This is a genomic window from Mycobacterium sp. NGS26, from assembly GCF_059813025.1.
This window is the reverse complement of record NZ_JCALDU010000001.1, coordinates 254,174-268,446: the sequence shown is the minus strand read 5'-3', so window position 1 is coordinate 268,446 and position 14,273 is coordinate 254,174. Positions and strand designations below refer to the sequence as shown.

General features: G+C 68.1%; 17 protein-coding genes. 9 read left to right on the top strand and 8 right to left on the bottom strand.

Annotated elements, in window-relative coordinates; translation table 11 throughout:
* Position 1 precedes the first annotated feature (1 nt).
* Positions 2 to 1,546 (top strand): carboxylesterase/lipase family protein, encoded by a 1,545-nt coding sequence (locus AC5Y6X_RS01270; RefSeq protein WP_499983732.1) that lies wholly within the window; start codon positions 2 to 4, stop codon positions 1,544 to 1,546.
* Here AC5Y6X_RS01270 and AC5Y6X_RS01265 read toward each other — a convergent pair whose 3' ends face one another.
* The 5 genes from AC5Y6X_RS01265 to AC5Y6X_RS01245 all read right to left on the bottom strand — a co-directional run bounded on the left by AC5Y6X_RS01265 (position 1,547) and on the right by AC5Y6X_RS01245 (position 6,021).
* Positions 1,547 to 2,695, bottom strand: coding sequence for an AI-2E family transporter (locus AC5Y6X_RS01265; protein WP_499983731.1), 1,149 nt, complete (start codon positions 2,693 to 2,695; stop codon positions 1,547 to 1,549).
* A 62-nt stretch (positions 2,696 to 2,757) separates the two neighbouring features.
* Positions 2,758 to 3,861, bottom strand: a complete 1,104-nt coding sequence (locus tag AC5Y6X_RS01260) for a 3-beta-hydroxysteroid dehydrogenase (RefSeq protein ID WP_499983729.1) — start codon at positions 3,859 to 3,861, stop codon at positions 2,758 to 2,760.
* Positions 3,862 to 3,924: 63 nt separating this feature from the next.
* Positions 3,925 to 4,173 carry an exodeoxyribonuclease VII small subunit gene (locus tag AC5Y6X_RS01255; protein ID WP_499983728.1) on the bottom strand — a complete coding sequence of 83 codons (249 nt, stop codon included), beginning with the start codon at positions 4,171 to 4,173 and terminating at the stop codon, positions 3,925 to 3,927.
* Positions 4,163 to 5,425, bottom strand: coding sequence for an exodeoxyribonuclease VII large subunit (gene xseA / locus AC5Y6X_RS01250; RefSeq protein WP_499983726.1), 1,263 nt, complete (start codon positions 5,423 to 5,425; stop codon positions 4,163 to 4,165). The genes AC5Y6X_RS01255 and xseA overlap by 11 nt, the downstream gene beginning before the upstream one ends.
* Positions 5,422 to 6,021, bottom strand: coding sequence for a lipid droplet-associated protein (locus tag AC5Y6X_RS01245; protein WP_324674909.1), 600 nt, complete (start codon positions 6,019 to 6,021; stop codon positions 5,422 to 5,424). Before AC5Y6X_RS01245 ends, xseA begins: the two co-directional genes overlap by 4 nt.
* A gap of 96 nt (positions 6,022 to 6,117) precedes the next feature.
* Between AC5Y6X_RS01245 and AC5Y6X_RS01240 the strand changes: the two genes are divergently transcribed.
* On the top strand, positions 6,118 to 7,125 hold the full coding sequence (locus AC5Y6X_RS01240) for a 4-hydroxy-3-methylbut-2-enyl diphosphate reductase (protein WP_324674911.1): 1,008 nt from the start codon (positions 6,118 to 6,120) through the stop codon (positions 7,123 to 7,125).
* A 23-nt stretch (positions 7,126 to 7,148) separates the two neighbouring features.
* Here the strand turns inward: AC5Y6X_RS01240 and AC5Y6X_RS01235 are convergent, their stop codons facing one another.
* Complete coding sequence (locus tag AC5Y6X_RS01235) at positions 7,149 to 8,321, bottom strand: DUF6542 domain-containing protein (RefSeq protein WP_499983723.1); 1,173 nt, start codon at positions 8,319 to 8,321, stop codon at positions 7,149 to 7,151.
* A gap of 200 nt (positions 8,322 to 8,521) precedes the next feature.
* Between AC5Y6X_RS01235 and ychF the strand changes: the two genes are divergently transcribed.
* The 6 genes from ychF (at position 8,522) to AC5Y6X_RS01205 (ending at position 12,172) form a co-directional block, all read left to right on the top strand.
* Positions 8,522 to 9,595: a redox-regulated ATPase YchF gene (gene ychF / locus AC5Y6X_RS01230; protein WP_499983722.1), complete on the top strand. Its 1,074-nt coding sequence runs from the start codon at positions 8,522 to 8,524 to the stop codon at positions 9,593 to 9,595.
* 116 nt (positions 9,596 to 9,711) lie between these two features.
* The gene (locus tag AC5Y6X_RS01225) at positions 9,712 to 9,951 is read left to right on the top strand and encodes an AbrB/MazE/SpoVT family DNA-binding domain-containing protein (protein WP_324674917.1); all 240 of its coding nucleotides are present in this window, start codon (positions 9,712 to 9,714) and stop codon (positions 9,949 to 9,951) included.
* Positions 9,948 to 10,388 (top strand): PIN domain-containing protein, encoded by a 441-nt coding sequence (locus tag AC5Y6X_RS01220; protein WP_324674919.1) that lies wholly within the window; start codon positions 9,948 to 9,950, stop codon positions 10,386 to 10,388. Before AC5Y6X_RS01225 ends, AC5Y6X_RS01220 begins: the two co-directional genes overlap by 4 nt.
* Before the next feature lie 129 nt (positions 10,389 to 10,517).
* Positions 10,518 to 10,871 carry a hypothetical protein gene (locus AC5Y6X_RS01215; protein ID WP_499983719.1) on the top strand — a complete coding sequence of 118 codons (354 nt, stop codon included), beginning with the start codon at positions 10,518 to 10,520 and terminating at the stop codon, positions 10,869 to 10,871.
* Between the two features lie 100 nt (positions 10,872 to 10,971).
* The gene (locus AC5Y6X_RS01210; RefSeq protein WP_499985160.1) at positions 10,972 to 11,601 is read left to right on the top strand and encodes a peptidoglycan endopeptidase; all 630 of its coding nucleotides are present in this window, start codon (positions 10,972 to 10,974) and stop codon (positions 11,599 to 11,601) included.
* Positions 11,602 to 11,848: 247 nt separating this feature from the next.
* Complete coding sequence (locus tag AC5Y6X_RS01205) at positions 11,849 to 12,172, top strand: putative quinol monooxygenase (protein ID WP_499983717.1); 324 nt, start codon at positions 11,849 to 11,851, stop codon at positions 12,170 to 12,172.
* Here the strand turns inward: AC5Y6X_RS01205 and AC5Y6X_RS01200 are convergent.
* Positions 12,165 to 12,848: a guanylate cyclase gene (locus tag AC5Y6X_RS01200; protein WP_324674925.1), complete on the bottom strand. Its 684-nt coding sequence runs from the start codon at positions 12,846 to 12,848 to the stop codon at positions 12,165 to 12,167. The two genes, AC5Y6X_RS01205 and AC5Y6X_RS01200, sit on opposite strands and share 8 nt — an antisense overlap.
* A gap of 332 nt (positions 12,849 to 13,180) precedes the next feature.
* On the opposite strand from AC5Y6X_RS01200, the gene AC5Y6X_RS01195 reads away from it, so the two are divergent.
* The gene (locus AC5Y6X_RS01195) at positions 13,181 to 13,366 is read left to right on the top strand and encodes a hypothetical protein (protein ID WP_499983714.1); all 186 of its coding nucleotides are present in this window, start codon (positions 13,181 to 13,183) and stop codon (positions 13,364 to 13,366) included.
* Here the strand turns inward: AC5Y6X_RS01195 and AC5Y6X_RS01190 are convergent.
* Entirely contained in the window at positions 13,342 to 14,172 is an 831-nt protein-coding gene (locus AC5Y6X_RS01190) for an adenylate/guanylate cyclase domain-containing protein (RefSeq protein WP_499983713.1), read from the bottom strand. The two genes, AC5Y6X_RS01195 and AC5Y6X_RS01190, sit on opposite strands and share 25 nt — an antisense overlap.
* Positions 14,173 to 14,273 lie beyond the last annotated feature (101 nt).

Sequence of the window (14,273 nt, the reverse complement as noted above, 5' to 3'; positions counted from 1 at the left end):
GATGACGATCGACGAGCGGGTGGTCGAAACCGTTTTCGGTCCCGTCCGCGGCGCCGACGACGGTGAGGTCAGGACGTGGAAGGGCATCCGGTACGCCGCGCCGCCCGTCGGCGACCTGCGCTTCCGGCTACCGGAACCACCCGAACCGTGGGCGGAGGTCGCCGGGGCCACCGCCTACGGGCCCGCCTGCCCCCAACCGGTCTTCCCCAACATGCCGATCGACCTCGGTGCGCCGCGGGGCGAAGACTGCCTGCGGCTCAACGTCTGGGCGTCGGCGGACACCGAGCCCGGCGACGCCAAGCCGGTGATGGTGTGGCTACACGGCGGCGCCTACGTCCTGGGATCCGGCAGCCAGCCCCTCTACGACGGCCGGCGGTTGGTCAGCGGCGGCGAGGTGGTCGTGGTGACGATCAACTACCGGCTCGGGGCGATGGGCTTTCTCGACTTGTCTTCCTTCGGCACCGCGCGGCGCCGCTTCGACTCGAACATCGGGCTGCACGACGTGCTCGCCGCGCTGCGCTGGGTGCGCGACAACATCGCGGCGTTCGGGGGAGATCCGCAGCGGGTCACGCTGTTCGGTGAATCGGCCGGCGCGGGGATCGTCACCACGCTGCTGGCCGCCCCGGCGGCCGAGGGCCTGTTCGCCCGCGCGATCGCCCAGAGCTCGCCCGCCACATCGGTGTACGACCGCGAACGGGCCCGCCACGTCGCCGTCAGCGTCCTCGACAAGCTCGCGATCGCCCCGTCCGACGTGGCTGCGCTGCGCGACGCGCCGATCGCGGCGATCGTGGCCGCGTCGCGAAAGGTGTTCGACGAGGTGCCGGTCCGCAACCCGGGCACGCTCGCGTTCGTGCCGATCGTCGACGGGGATCTGCTGAGCGACTACCCGGTCAGGCTCGCGCAGCAGGGCCGCTCGCACCCGATCCCGTTGATCATCGGCACCAACAAGCATGAGGCGGCGCTTTTCCGGCTGATGCGCTCGCCGCTGATGCCGATCACCCCGCGCGCGATCACGTCGGTGTTCACCCAGATTGCCGCCGAACAGCCCGACCTGCAATTGCCCACCCAGGAGCAGATCGTGTCGGCGTATTCCCGGATGCGCCGCAAGGCAAGGTCTTTGAGCATCGCGACCGACGTCGGCTTCCGCATGCCCTCGGTGTGGCTGGCCGAGGGCCACAGCAGGGTGGCGCCGGTGCATCTGTACCGGTTCGACTACGCGACCCCACTGCTCAAAGTGCTGCTGGCCAGCGCCGCCCACGCCACCGAATTACCTTACGTCTGGGGCAATCTGGGGACGCCGAAGGACCCGACGCTGAAGCTCGGCGGCGCCAAGACGGCCAAGGCGGTCTCGAAACGGGTGCGCACCAGGTGGATCAACTTCGCCAGCCACGGCAAGCCCATCGGCCTAGCCGGCGAGCCGGACTGGACGGCCTACCGCGATGGCGATCGCGCCTGCCTGATCATCGACAGGCGCGACACCCTGGCAGACGATGTAGACCGACGCATCCGTGCCGCCTGGGGCAGCGAGATGGTGAGCTTCCGCTAACTATTCGGTGACCGAATGTGTCGCGCCCGCTTTGGCTTTGCGCAGCGGCAGCCAACTGCGGCGCGCGGGTTGCTCGTCGGACGTGTCGAGTTCGACGCCCTTGTACACCGCGAGGTAGACGTCGACGGTGGTGACGATCAGGATCATCAGCACCGGACCGATGACGATGCCCCAGGGACCGAACATGGCGATACCGGAGAACACCGAGAGCAACATCAGCGCCGGATTCAGGCGGGCGTCGCGGGGAACCAGGATCGGGCGCAGGAAGTTGTCGATGTTGGTGACCACCAGCAGATGCCATAGGACGACGAACGCGCCACCGGCGATGTTGCCGTAGAAGATCATTCCGATGCCGAACGGAATGGTCACGATGCCGCCGCCCAGCGGAATGATCGACAGCGCGGTCAGCAGAATCGCGAAGATGAAGAAGCCGTGGTGGAATCCGGCGACGTAGATGGACGCGGCGCCGGCGACGCCCTGGCAGAGCGCGATGACGAACTGGCCACTGACGGTGCCACGCACCATCGCTCCGGCCTTCTTCAAGTACAGGTCCGTGACCTCGTCGCCGAGCGGGTTGAGCTGGCCGATCAGCGTTCGCACCTTCTCACGGTTCACCAGGAGCGCGACGAACACGTACAGGAAGATGATCGCCGACGCGACGGCGCCGGCGATGCCGCCGATGGCGCCCTGCAAGAAGTGCAGCACCCATTCGCCCACGTTGCGCCCCACCGTCACCATCGCCTTCCGGAGCGTCTCCGCGGTTATCGTGGTGTGCGCGAACGGAACCCGGGCCAGTAGGTCGTTGACCGCTTGCAGGACCTTGGCGCCCAGCCCGCTCAGGTCGGTCGTCTTGACCCATCCGGAGATGCTGTCGACCATGCGGGAAATCTGGACGAACGCCAGGACCACCAGGAGCCCGACCGGCAGGCCGACGATGGCCAGCGCCGACAACAGTGTGCAGGCGGCCGACAAGCCCGTGCCCAGACGTCTGTTGAACCAGTTGAACATTGGCGTGAACAGGTACGCCCCCACCGCGGCCACCACGATGAGCACGAAATAGTTGCGCAGGAAGTACGCGCCGAACAACACGGCGACCAGGGTGCAGATCGCGAGCGCTCGTTTCTGGGTGAGCGTGAATTCGGTGTTCATCGGGACCGGGCCGCCCTCCGCGTCGCTGTTGGCTGAACCTTAGCGCCACGCGCACCGGCGGCTCAGCCCGCGGCGGCCTTGGCGGCCTGCGCCTGGCTCTTCATCTCCTTGAACATGTCCACGTAGTAGGGCAGGCATTCCGCCATCGCCTTTTCGGTGGTGAACAGGGGCTCATAGCCCAGGTCGCGCCGTGCCTTGTCGATGGAGAAGTAGTTGTCCAGATACAGCCGTTCGACGGCCAGCGGCTCCAGCAGCGGCGCGGGCATCCCGAAGCGGAAATGCATCCGCTGCCAACCGGTCATCGCCGCGCGCACCATTGGGCCGTTGACCCGGATTCGGGGCCAGTTCTCCCCGCAGGCCTCGATGACCGGGCGGGCGAATTCGAACATGTTGATCGGCTCGGCGTCGTTGATGAAGTACGCCTGACCCGGTGCGGTCCCGCCGGGCACCAGATGCTGGGCGGCCAGGATGAAACCGTGAATCAGGTTGTGCACGTAGGAGTTATCCAGCCGGGCCGATTTGCGGCCGATCAACACCTTGACGTGGCCGGCGACCACGCTCTCGAACAGCCTGCGGAACATCGTCTGATCGCCGCGGCCCCAGATCCCGCTCGGCCTGATCGCGCACGTCAGCAGGCCGCCAACGCCGTTCTGCGACAACACGAACCGCTCGGCGACCACCTTCGTCTCGGTGTACAGGTCGTTGAACCTGCTGGTGTAGGGCAACGTCTCGTCGCCGCCGGCGATGTTCTGACCGCCCATCACCACGCTGTTGGACGAGGTGTAGACGAACCGCTTCACCCCGGCTTCCTGCCCGGCGTGCACCAGGTTCTCGGTGCCACCGACGTTGACCGCGAAGCTGCGCTGTCGGTATTCGTCGCTGACCGACGCGCCGCCCATCAGCTCGATGATCGCCGCGGTGTGGAAGATGGTGTCGATCTCGTCCACCGCACGGGCGCACACCGTCGTGTCGGTGATGTCGCCCGGTAACACCTCCAGCTGCGGGTGCGGCGGCAGCGGCGAGGGCGCGCGGTCGAAGGAACGCACCTGGTAGCCACGATCGAGCAAGGTGGTCACCAGGTTGGCGCCGACAAACCCCGAGCCGCCGGTAACCAGGACGCGACCGAGTTCGGTTGTCAGTGATGGATCACCCATGGCGCGAAGCATAACTGAAACGTGTTCCAGTTTGGGAAGAAATTTTCGGCGACCGGTTTCGCGGAAGGGCCGCGCTCAACCGTCCTCGGCCTGGCCCGCGGCGAGCGCGTCCTCGACGCGCTTGCGGGCGCCGGCTAAGTGTTCCTCACACTTTTTTGCCAGCTGTTCGCCCCTTTCCCACAGTTTCAGCGACGAATCGAGGTCCAGCCCGCCCTGCTCCAGCTGACGCACGACTTCGATCAGCTCGTCGCGGCAAGCCTCATAGCCGAGCCGACTAATAGGCGTAACCCCGCCGCCCTCGTCGGCGCCTTGCTTAGTGACCATCGGTCAGCCCCTCACTCACCGCCGTTACGGCGCCGTCGGAAACCCGCACCCGCAGCCGGGTGCCCGCGGGCGCGTCGCGCACCGACCGCAGCACCTGCGTCGGTTCCGCGGGCGCCCCATCCGCCGGGACCCGCTGCACCACGGCGTAACCGCGGGCCAGGGTGGCCGCCGGGCCCAGCGTCGCCAGCCGGGCGGCCAGGTGGCCCACGCGGTCGGTCTCGGCGCCGATCAGCCGCGTGATGTCGCGGCGAACCGCCGAGCGCGCGCGGTGGATCTCTTCGGCGCGCGCGGTCAGGGCTGTCAGCGGCTCGGCCAGCACCGGGCGGCTGCGCAGCTGGGCCAGCGCGCGTTGCTCGCGGAACACCCAGTTGCGCAGCGCCTGAGCGCTGCGCAGCCGCAATTCGTCGATCAGCCGTTGCTCGGCGGCGGTGTCCGGCACCACCCGCTTGGCCGCGTCGGTGGGGGTGGCGGCCCGCAGGTCGGCGACCAGATCGCACAGCGGATTGTCGGGTTCGTGACCGACCGCGCTGATCACCGGCGTGCGGCAGGCGGCGATCGCGCGGCACAGCGTCTCGTCGGAAAACGGCAGCAGGTCCTCGACGCTGCCGCCGCCGCGGGCCAGCACGATCACGTCGACGTCACCGTCGCGATCGAGGTCGCGCAGCGCCTCGACGATCTGGGCCGCCGCGTTGGGCCCCTGTACCGCGGTGTTGCGCACCGCGAAACGCGCGGCGGGCCAGCGTGCGCTCGCCACCGTCGTCACGTCGTGCTCGGCGGCGCTCGCGCGCCCGGTGATCAGCCCGATCATGTTGGGCAGGAAGGGAATTGGGCGTTTGAGCCGCGGGTCGAAGAGTCCTTCGGCGTCCAGCAGCCGGCGCAGCCGCTCGATGCGGGCCAGCAGCTCGCCGACGCCGACGGCGCGAATCTCGCTGAGCCGCAACGAGAACGTGCCGCGCCCGGTGTAGAACGAAGGCTTGCCGCACACCACCACCTGCGTTCCCTCGGCCAACTTGACCGGCGCGCCCAGCACCAGGTCGCGCGGGCACGTCACGGTCAGCGACATGTCGGCCGCCGGGTCGCGCAGCACCATGAACACGGTCTTGGAGTCGCTGCGCAGGTTGATCTGGGCCAGCTGCCCCTCGACCCACACGGTGCCCAGCCGGTCGATCCAGCCCGCGACGCGGATCGCCACGGCGCGCACCGGGAAGGGGTTCTCGGCGGAGTTCGGCTCCGAATTCGCCGCTCGGGTCACTTCGCGTTCGCGCGGGTGATCCTGTTGGCGAGCAGCGTCTCGAACGGGGCCCGGGCCTTGGTGGCCTGCTCGTAGGCCAGCAGCGCTTCGAGCTCGTCGACGTCCAGCGACGGCAGCCGGGCCCGCAGCTGGGCCAGCGTGAGCGTCGGATAGTCGAGTTCGGCCGCCACCGCCGGCGCCGGAATCGTCGGGTCGGCCGCCGGTGACTTCGTCGATATCCGGGCGGGCTTCATCGACGCATCGGCCCCGGGTGCGTCGTTTACCGAGTACAGGGCGAACCGCCCCTCGGCGCGGCGATCGACGTCGGCGCCTTCCGGCACCGCGGCGGGACCGCCGTCGGCGTCCTCACCCAAGTCCTCGTCGAACGTCGCCCATTCCGGCTTTTCGTCCTTGGGCGGAAATATGGATTCCAACGTGCTGTCGCCCTTGATGACCAGCTCGGCAAGGTTTTGCTGGAAGCGCATCACCAGGTGCGCCGCCTGGCTGGCTAACGTCATCGGGTACATCAGAATCGTCTTCGGCAGCCTCATCGTCTCCTCGACGGCGACTGTCGCCGCGCCGACCAAAAGCCGAACTCCGTACGGTGCAGTGGCCATGGGTCCAAGACTGCCAGCAGCGGCGGATAACTCCAAGCCCGCCCCCGCGCAGCAGGCAATGTGCCCTATGTGCCGGCGGAAAGTACCCTGAATGTCATGCCGCCGACTGTCGATGTGGGGATTCCCGGTGCTGTGAAGTCGGGGAGCCCGCCAGCCAACGACCCGACCCGCAAGAGGGTGCTCCTCGCGGAGCCGCGTGGCTACTGCGCCGGCGTGGACCGGGCCGTCGAGACGGTGGAGCGCGCCCTGAAGAAGCACGGCGCCCCGGTCTACGTGCGACACGAGATCGTGCACAACCGCCACGTCGTCGACACCCTGGTCAAGGCCGGTGCGGTTTTCGTCCAGGAGACCGACCAGGTTCCCGAGGGCGCCATCGTGGTGTTCTCCGCGCACGGCGTCGCGCCGACGGTGTACGCCGCGGCCGCCGAACGCAACCTGCACACCATCGACGCCACCTGCCCGCTGGTGACCAAGGTGCACAACGAGGCCAGGCGGTTCGCCCGCGACGACTACGACATCCTGCTGATCGGCCACGAGGGCCACGAGGAGGTCATCGGCACCGCGGGGGAGGCGCCCGAGCACGTGCAGCTGGTCGACGGGGTCGCCGCCGTGGACAACGTGACGGTCCGCGACGAGAACAAGGTGGTCTGGCTCTCGCAGACGACGCTGTCGGTCGACGAGACCATGGAGATCGTCGAGCGGCTGCGGCAGCGCTTCCCGAAGCTGCAGGATCCGCCCAGCGACGACATCTGCTACGCCACCCAGAACCGGCAGGTCGCGGTCAAGGCGATGGCGCCCGAGTGTGAGCTGGTGATCGTCGTCGGGTCCCGCAACTCGTCGAATTCGGTGCGGCTGGTCGAGGTCGCGTTGGGCGGCGGCGCCGCGGCCGCCCACCTGGTCGACTGGGCCGACGATATCGACCCGGCGTGGCTGGAGGGCGTGACGACGGTGGGCGTCACCTCCGGTGCGTCGGTGCCCGAGGTGCTGGTGCGGGGCGTGCTGGAGCGGCTCGCCGATTACGGCTTCGGCGTGGTGCAGCCGGTGACGACGGCGCAGGAGACGCTGGTGTTCGCCCTGCCCCGCGAGATCCGGTCGATGACCTGACGGCTCGCTCGCCGGTCAGGGACCTAGACGTCGTACTCCCAGGAGTCGGCCGGAGGCCGGCCATGCGCCCGTGATCGGCCCCGGCGTTCGGGCCGCGGTTCGGCCCTCGGCTCTGCTCTCGGCTCCTCGAAGGGGGCTTCGCCGCGGTAGCGCACGCGCGAGATCGGGTGGTGCGTCGGGGTGGCGCCGTTCGAGCCGCCGCCGGGGGGGCGACGACGCCGCGGGGGCTCGTACGAGGGTGGGTAGGGCTCGTACGGCTCATAGGGGTCGTACCGGCCGAAGCGCTCGGGCGTCGCGGGCCGCTCGTACGCGTCGTAGCCGTCGAAACGACCGCCGCGAGGCACCGGCCGCTCGTACGGGCTGCGGCGGGTCCGTGGGTCCCGGCGGCCTTCCCGCGGCGGTTGGGTAAAGTCGGGATCGTCTTCGGGCCTGGGGCGCCGGCGCGGCCGGCGGGGCTGGCGGGGCTCGTCACCGGGGTCGAAGTCGCGGGGAGGTGCCTGGCCTCTGCGGCTTGGACGCCGGGGGCGCTCGGGTTCGGCGTGGTCTTCCAGCGACGGCCGGGCATGCCGGGAGCGCGACCGGGTCGATGCCGTGGTGGCACGACCGGCGGAACGGCCGGCGCGCGCCCCCCGGCCGGACTTCGGGGCGGCCTTCCGGGCGCTCGCGCGCGCAGGCTTCGACCCGGGGGCGGCCTCGTCGGCCCCGTCGTCCCCGGAATCGATGCCGAGGTACGAGTTCAGTTTCGCGACGATGCCGCCGACGAACGACTTGACGTCGGAGGCGGCGGCGGTGGTCGCGTCGCCGGTTTTGTTGGCCGCCAACGTCGTTCGGTTCGACATCCCGAAATACCACCGGACCAGCCCGATCAACAGGACGACGCCGGCGGTGCCCAGCATCAACGGGAAACGCTCGATGAGGGGATACCCGCAATTGATCAGCAGGTCTTTCAGGTGGCCGATCTTGCGCCCGTGGAACAGCCAGTAGGCGCCGGGAACCGCGCAGAACAGGATCAGCGGCGGCTGGATGATCGCGGTGAACAGGCCGTCCTGGCGGACCGCCAGCACCGCCGCGAGGCAGCCGGCTATATAGAGGCCGGCGAAGACGTGCGTCAGCTCCTTGTGGCCCGATCCGGCGTCGATCGCATACCCGATGGCGGTGGCGGTGACAGCGATGACGAGGGCTGCCCACCACGGCACGCCCGGGATGTTTGGGTGGATCGAGCGGTGGGAAGGTTCCACCGCCGCTCTGACCCGCTCTGCTGACACATGTAGACCGTACCGGCAATGGGACGAAACGCCGGTAAACACCTTGTAGCGGCGCAGGGCGTGCCGTGCGTTTCGGGCGGGAACGGTCCACGGCCGCCGGCCCCGCCGAGGCGCCCTAGACTTGGTTCCCCGTGAGCCTGAGCCTGGGAATCGTCGGCCTGCCCAACGTCGGCAAGTCGACCCTGTTCAACGCCCTGACCCGGAACAACGTGGTGGCGGCGAATTACCCGTTCGCGACGATCGAACCGAACGAGGGCGTGGTCTCGCTGCCCGATCCCCGGCTGGCCAAGCTGGCGGAGCTTTTCGGATCCGAGCGCATCGTGCCGGCGCCGGTGACGTTCGTCGACATCGCCGGCCTGGTCAAGGGTGCCTCCGAGGGCGCCGGGCTCGGCAACAAGTTTCTTGCCCACATCCGCGAGTGCGACGCGATCTGCCAAGTGGTCCGGGTGTTCTCCGACGAGGACGTCACCCACGTGGCCGGGGAGGTCGATCCCCAGTCCGACATCGAGGTCGTCGAGACCGAGCTGATCCTGGCCGATCTGCAGACGCTGGAGCGCGCGGTGGGCAGGCTGGAGAAGGAAGCCCGCAACAACAAGGAACGCAAGCCGGTCTACGAGGCCGCGCTCGCCGCGCGGGAGGTGCTGGACGGCGGCAAGACGCTGTTCGCCGCGGGGATGGACACCTCGGTGCTGCGGGAGCTGAACCTGTTGACCACCAAGCCATTTCTGTACGTTTTCAACGCCGACGAGGCGGTGCTCACCGACGCCGCGCGGGTCGCCGAGCTGCGCCGGCTCGTCGCGCCCGCGGATGCGGTGTTCCTCGACGCCGCCATCGAAGCCGAATTGACCGAGCTCGACGACGAGTCGGCCGCCGAGCTCCTGGAATCCATCGGGCAGACCGAACGCGGCCTGGACGCGCTGGCCAGGGCGGGTTTTCACACGCTCAAGCTGCAGACGTTCCTGACGGCGGGCCCGAAGGAGGCGCGGGCCTGGACCATCCACCAGGGCGACACCGCGCCGAAGGCGGCCGGCGTGATCCACAGCGACTTCGAGAAGGGCTTCATCAAGGCCGAGATCGTTTCGTACGACGACCTGATCGCCGCGGGGTCGATGGCGGCGGCAAAGGCGGCCGGCAAGGTCCGGATGGAAGGCAAGGACTACGTCATGGCCGACGGCGACGTGGTCGAGTTTCGTTTCAACGTCTAGCGCTCGTTGACTCTGCGGCTATGGCGATGTGCTCTCGCACTTCTGCGCCCTCACCGCAGAGTCAACGGCGGGGCGCCCGCCCATGGGAATGGGATTTCACTGGTAGCATGTTCCCAATGGAAGCGGTGATCGATTCCGGGGGACGTGTGGTGCTTCCCAAGCACCTTCGTGACGCGCTCGGCTTGACGCCGGGTACGACGGTGGACATCTCGCCGTACGGGACCGGATTGCAGGTGACACCCGCTGGCCGGACAGCGCGGCTGGAGCGGGATGCGAACGGACGCTTGGTGGCTCGCGCTGACACCGAGGTCACCGACGAGATGATGTTCGCTCTGATCGACTCCGGGCGACGTTGACAACTGTCCTTGTCACGGGGGTCGACACCAGTGTCGCGGTCCCGCTGCTGATGACATCGCACCGACACCACGGGGTGATCGCTGCGTGGGCGGAGGGGCGAACCCTGGGTCTTTGCGGGCATGCCCTGGCGGAGACGTACTCGGTCCTGACCCGGTTGCCCGGCGATGCTCGCGTCGATGCTGCCGATGCAGTGGCATTGATCGATGCGAACTTCACTGCGTCGCTGCAACTCGGTGCACGTGCCTCGCGATCCGCACATCGCGAGTTCGCACGACGAGGTATTGCCGGTGGCGCGACGTACGACGGGTTGGTGGCTTTGGCGGCTCGCGAGCACGGTGCCGCTTTGGCCACTCGAGATGCACGGGCGCGGTCTACCTACGAGGCGCTTGGTGTTGCCGTCCAAGTGCTTGTCGGCGACGTTGGGGGCGTTCGGTGACCACCGGCGATCCGGTGGGGTTTCGTTTCAACGCGTAAACGAGACAAATAGAACGGAGGCAAGCGGTGAGGCCCGGGTTTTCCCTCTCGCACACGGGCGAGCCCTTCCCCCGGGCGTTAAGGTGAAATTGTGGTCGCCGACGGCCATGTGGCTGACGAACTCGAACGCAGGGCCCTCACGCTTGACGAGCGCGAGGAGGCCCTTGCGAAACGTGAGGCCGAGGTTAGAAAGCGTGAGTGGCTCGCGGTCCAAAGGGATCGCGTCGCGGATGATCGGGACCGGATCGCCGACGAGCGCGAGCAACTGGCGGACGAGCGGGAGCGTCGCGCTGACGAGCGCGAGGGAACGTCGGCGGCGCGTGAACGCGATCGGCTCCAGCGCATAGCCCAGCGGGTGGACCGCCTGAAAGCCCGTGCCAGGCGCGAGCAGGCCGACGTCTGGCGCGAGATGGCCAACACCGAGCGAAACCGGGACTACCAGTAACGCCGCCGACGGGCCCGCAGCAATTTTGTATCCGTAAATAGACTTTCGTGTAATAAATTTGCTGGATATGCGGCGCAAGCCATTCTTTGGGCAATACGTGATGCCCGCCACAAATTTTGGCTTGCTAACTATCCCATTGCTAATGTCCCTGGCCATGTTTGTTCTAGCCACGTTGATGTCGCTCATTAACCAGGTCTCCGGGACGCCCTATATTCCGGGTGGAGATTCTCCCGCCGGGACCGACTGTTCAGGACTTGCCTCCTGGGTTGCGAATGCGGCAAGTGACCGGCCGGTGTTTGGCAATCGCTTTAACACCGGGAATGAGGAAGCCGCTTTGCTGGCGCGGGGCTTTCAATACGGGACCGCCCCGAACGCCTTGGTGATCGGCTGGAACGGTGGCCACACCGCGGTCACCCTGCCGGACGGCACCGCCGTGTCCAGCGGTGAGCGCGGTGGGGTGCACATCGGCGGCCCGGGCGCCTACCAGGCCGGTTTCACGCACCACATGTTCCTGCCGATGTCACCCGAGGGCGAGGGCGTTCTGCCGCCGCCGGACGCACCGTTTCCGTTCCTCGGCGCGCCGGCTCCGCCGCCCGAGGCACCGGCCCCGCCGCCGGACGCGCCCCCGGCCCCGGATGCGCCGCCCGTTTTGGTGGGCGCCGTGGCTCCCGCGCCGCCGCCGCCGGCGCCCGATTTGCCGCCGCCCGGCGACCCGGGAATTGCGAATTGATGAGAAAGCGGGTTGCGCGTGTGTCGATCAATGCGGCCGACCGATGCGCAACATTGATCGCGCTGCTCGCCTTGCGCGCCTGGGAAAAGTGAAAGAGCACCGAACGCACTTGATTTGTGTGCCACATCACCATCGAATTTGCTGTGCCGTCAATAGCGAATAAGAATCCATATCGCCGCTGCGGCTCACACCGCCATGCACGTATCCTGGCGCACCGAGAGTGCTGAGCAGAGGCGAGGGAGCGGCAATGATCTTCATCGTCGTCAAGTTCGACACCAAACCCGAGTGGGCCGATCGCTGGCCGGAACTGGTCGCCGAGTTCACCGAGGCCACCCGCGCCGAGGCGGGCAACCTCTGGTTCGAGTGGTCACGCAGCCTCGACAACCCTGCCGAGTACGTACTGGTCGAGGCGTTCCGCGACGCCGACGCGGGCGGTATGCACGTCAACAGCGACCACTTCAAGCGCGCGATGCAGGAGCTGCCGCAGGCCCTGAGGTCCACGCCCAAGATCATCAGTCAGACGATCGACGCGACGGGGTGGTCCGAGATGGGGGAGATGTCGGTCAGCTGACGACCGAGATCGCGATCTCCTCGCCCAGCCGATAGCCGGGCGCCAGCGGCAGCGTGTCACCGCTCCAGAACTTGCCCGGGTCGAACCAGTGCGCATCCTTGTCCGTGACGAGCAGTCCCATCTCCTCGTAGGTGATCGCCACCGTCTCAGCGCAGTACGCCGTCTCCAGGCTCATCTTGCGCTCTTCCCGGCGTCGCTGCGTCTGCTCGCGAACCTTCTTGTCCACCAACGGGATTCCCCGTACCCAGTCGTTGATGGTCGGGAGGCGCCCGCGAAACCACCGGCCGGTCACGCGAGCGGTGGTCGGGAATGGGGTGCCGTCCATCCGCGCGATGACCCGCAGCAGCTTGTCCTCCTGTTCGCGGGTGGCGTAGGGCGTCAGCTGACGCAGCCAGCAGCGCTGGTGGTAACGCTCGGTCCACTGCAGCACGGCCTGGCGCAGATCGTGGAGCTGCACCCCGCGGTGGTTGGTGCCGCTCCACATGTCGGTGAGTTTGTCGCCCAGCTCGGCATGCCAGATCAGCGGCGGTAGGTCGTCGATGGCCACCGTCATGCCGACGTGGTTCACCGGGGCGTTCGTCAGGGTCTGGATCGCGCGGTCGGGGCGCGAGCGGCCGCGGAACAGCCACAGGTCGCCGGTCCGCGTCTCTTCCAGCGCCTGGTCCAGGGTCAGCACCTGCGTACCTCGCGTCCGAGGGCGCGCGCGGTGACGGCACCGGGGTAGCCGGTGTAGCCCCGTGGTGCGCTGACAAGGAACCCGACCGCCACATGTGTCACGTTGGCATGCCGACCTGCCCAACGGCAAGCGTGACCGCGATGACTTCTGAGGCCTCGTCGCCGTCCACGGCAGCCGCCTCCAGGTCGGAGTCGAGTGTGCACTGATTCGGCAGACGGAATATCTTGGGGCACAACGTTCGTCAGCAATCCGACCTCCGAACGCCTTCCGCTCCGGTGATGACGGCGACCTCGGCGCGGAGGGTGTCCATGGGCGGTAATAGCCTGTCGAGTGTGCGCAACAGTTGGAAGTGGATCGGCCTGGCCGGTGTCGCCGGCGTCGTCGCGGGCGGCGTCCTGGTAGCGCGCGATCAACGGAAGCGCCGGGCCTACACGGCCGACGAGATCCGCGCCAGGCTGCATCAGCGGTTCGCCGAGGCCAATCCGGAGGGCTCTCAATCCAAGTCGGATTCGGTCTGAACCGCGAACAGGCGATAGCTGCCGGAAAAGCCCTTCAGCTCGACCTCGCGACCCTCGTCGAACGCGACGTCGTCGCAATCCCTCAGCGCGTTGCGCACCGGCTCGCTCACCAGGATCTGGCCGCCGGCGGCCTCCCCGGCGACCCGTGCCGCCATCGCCACGTTGCGGCCGAACAGATCGTCGCCGCGGCGCACCGAGCGGCCCATGTGGATGCCGATCCGGACCCGAATCTGCTCGTGCCGCTTGCGTTTTGCGTCCCTGCGCAACGCGTCCTGGAGATCGATACCGCACCGCACCGCCTGCTCGGGGCGCGAAAAGGCGATCATGAACCCGTCGCCCTGGCTCTTCACCACGTGCCCGGAGCGCCGTTGCACGAGTCCGGAGACCAGCTTGTCGTGCGAGCCGATCAGCCTGACCCACGCGCGATCGCCGATCCGTTCGTTCAGCGCGGTGGATTCCTCGATGTCGGAGAACAGGATCACCACCCGGCCGTCCGGGGTGACCCGGGCGAGGTCGGGCCGCTCGACTTCGGCCCAGTCGGCGAGGTCCTCGATCGAGCTGCGCACGGCCGCGCCGAAGCCCTCCTTGCGCATCAGGTTGGCGGTGTTCCACACCGTCTTGACGGCCTCGCGGCCGCCCGACAGCAGCCAGTTGCGGGCGTCGGTGCGGCGCCGCAGCTCGTTGAGCTCGCGGCGGCTGCGGGCGAGCAGTTGCCACAGCACCACGAGCGCGCCGGCTTCGACGACGGCGACCCCGGCCAGCGCGTAGAGCGCGATATGCAGCGCGCTTCCCGCTTGTGGACCCACGTCAGGCATCCTGCCAAGGCCGACGTCGGTTGAGGTTGTCGGGCCTACCGGCAGTGTCTAGGGTTGACTCCGGACGGCCCGGGTAATGAACTCTCAAGTGA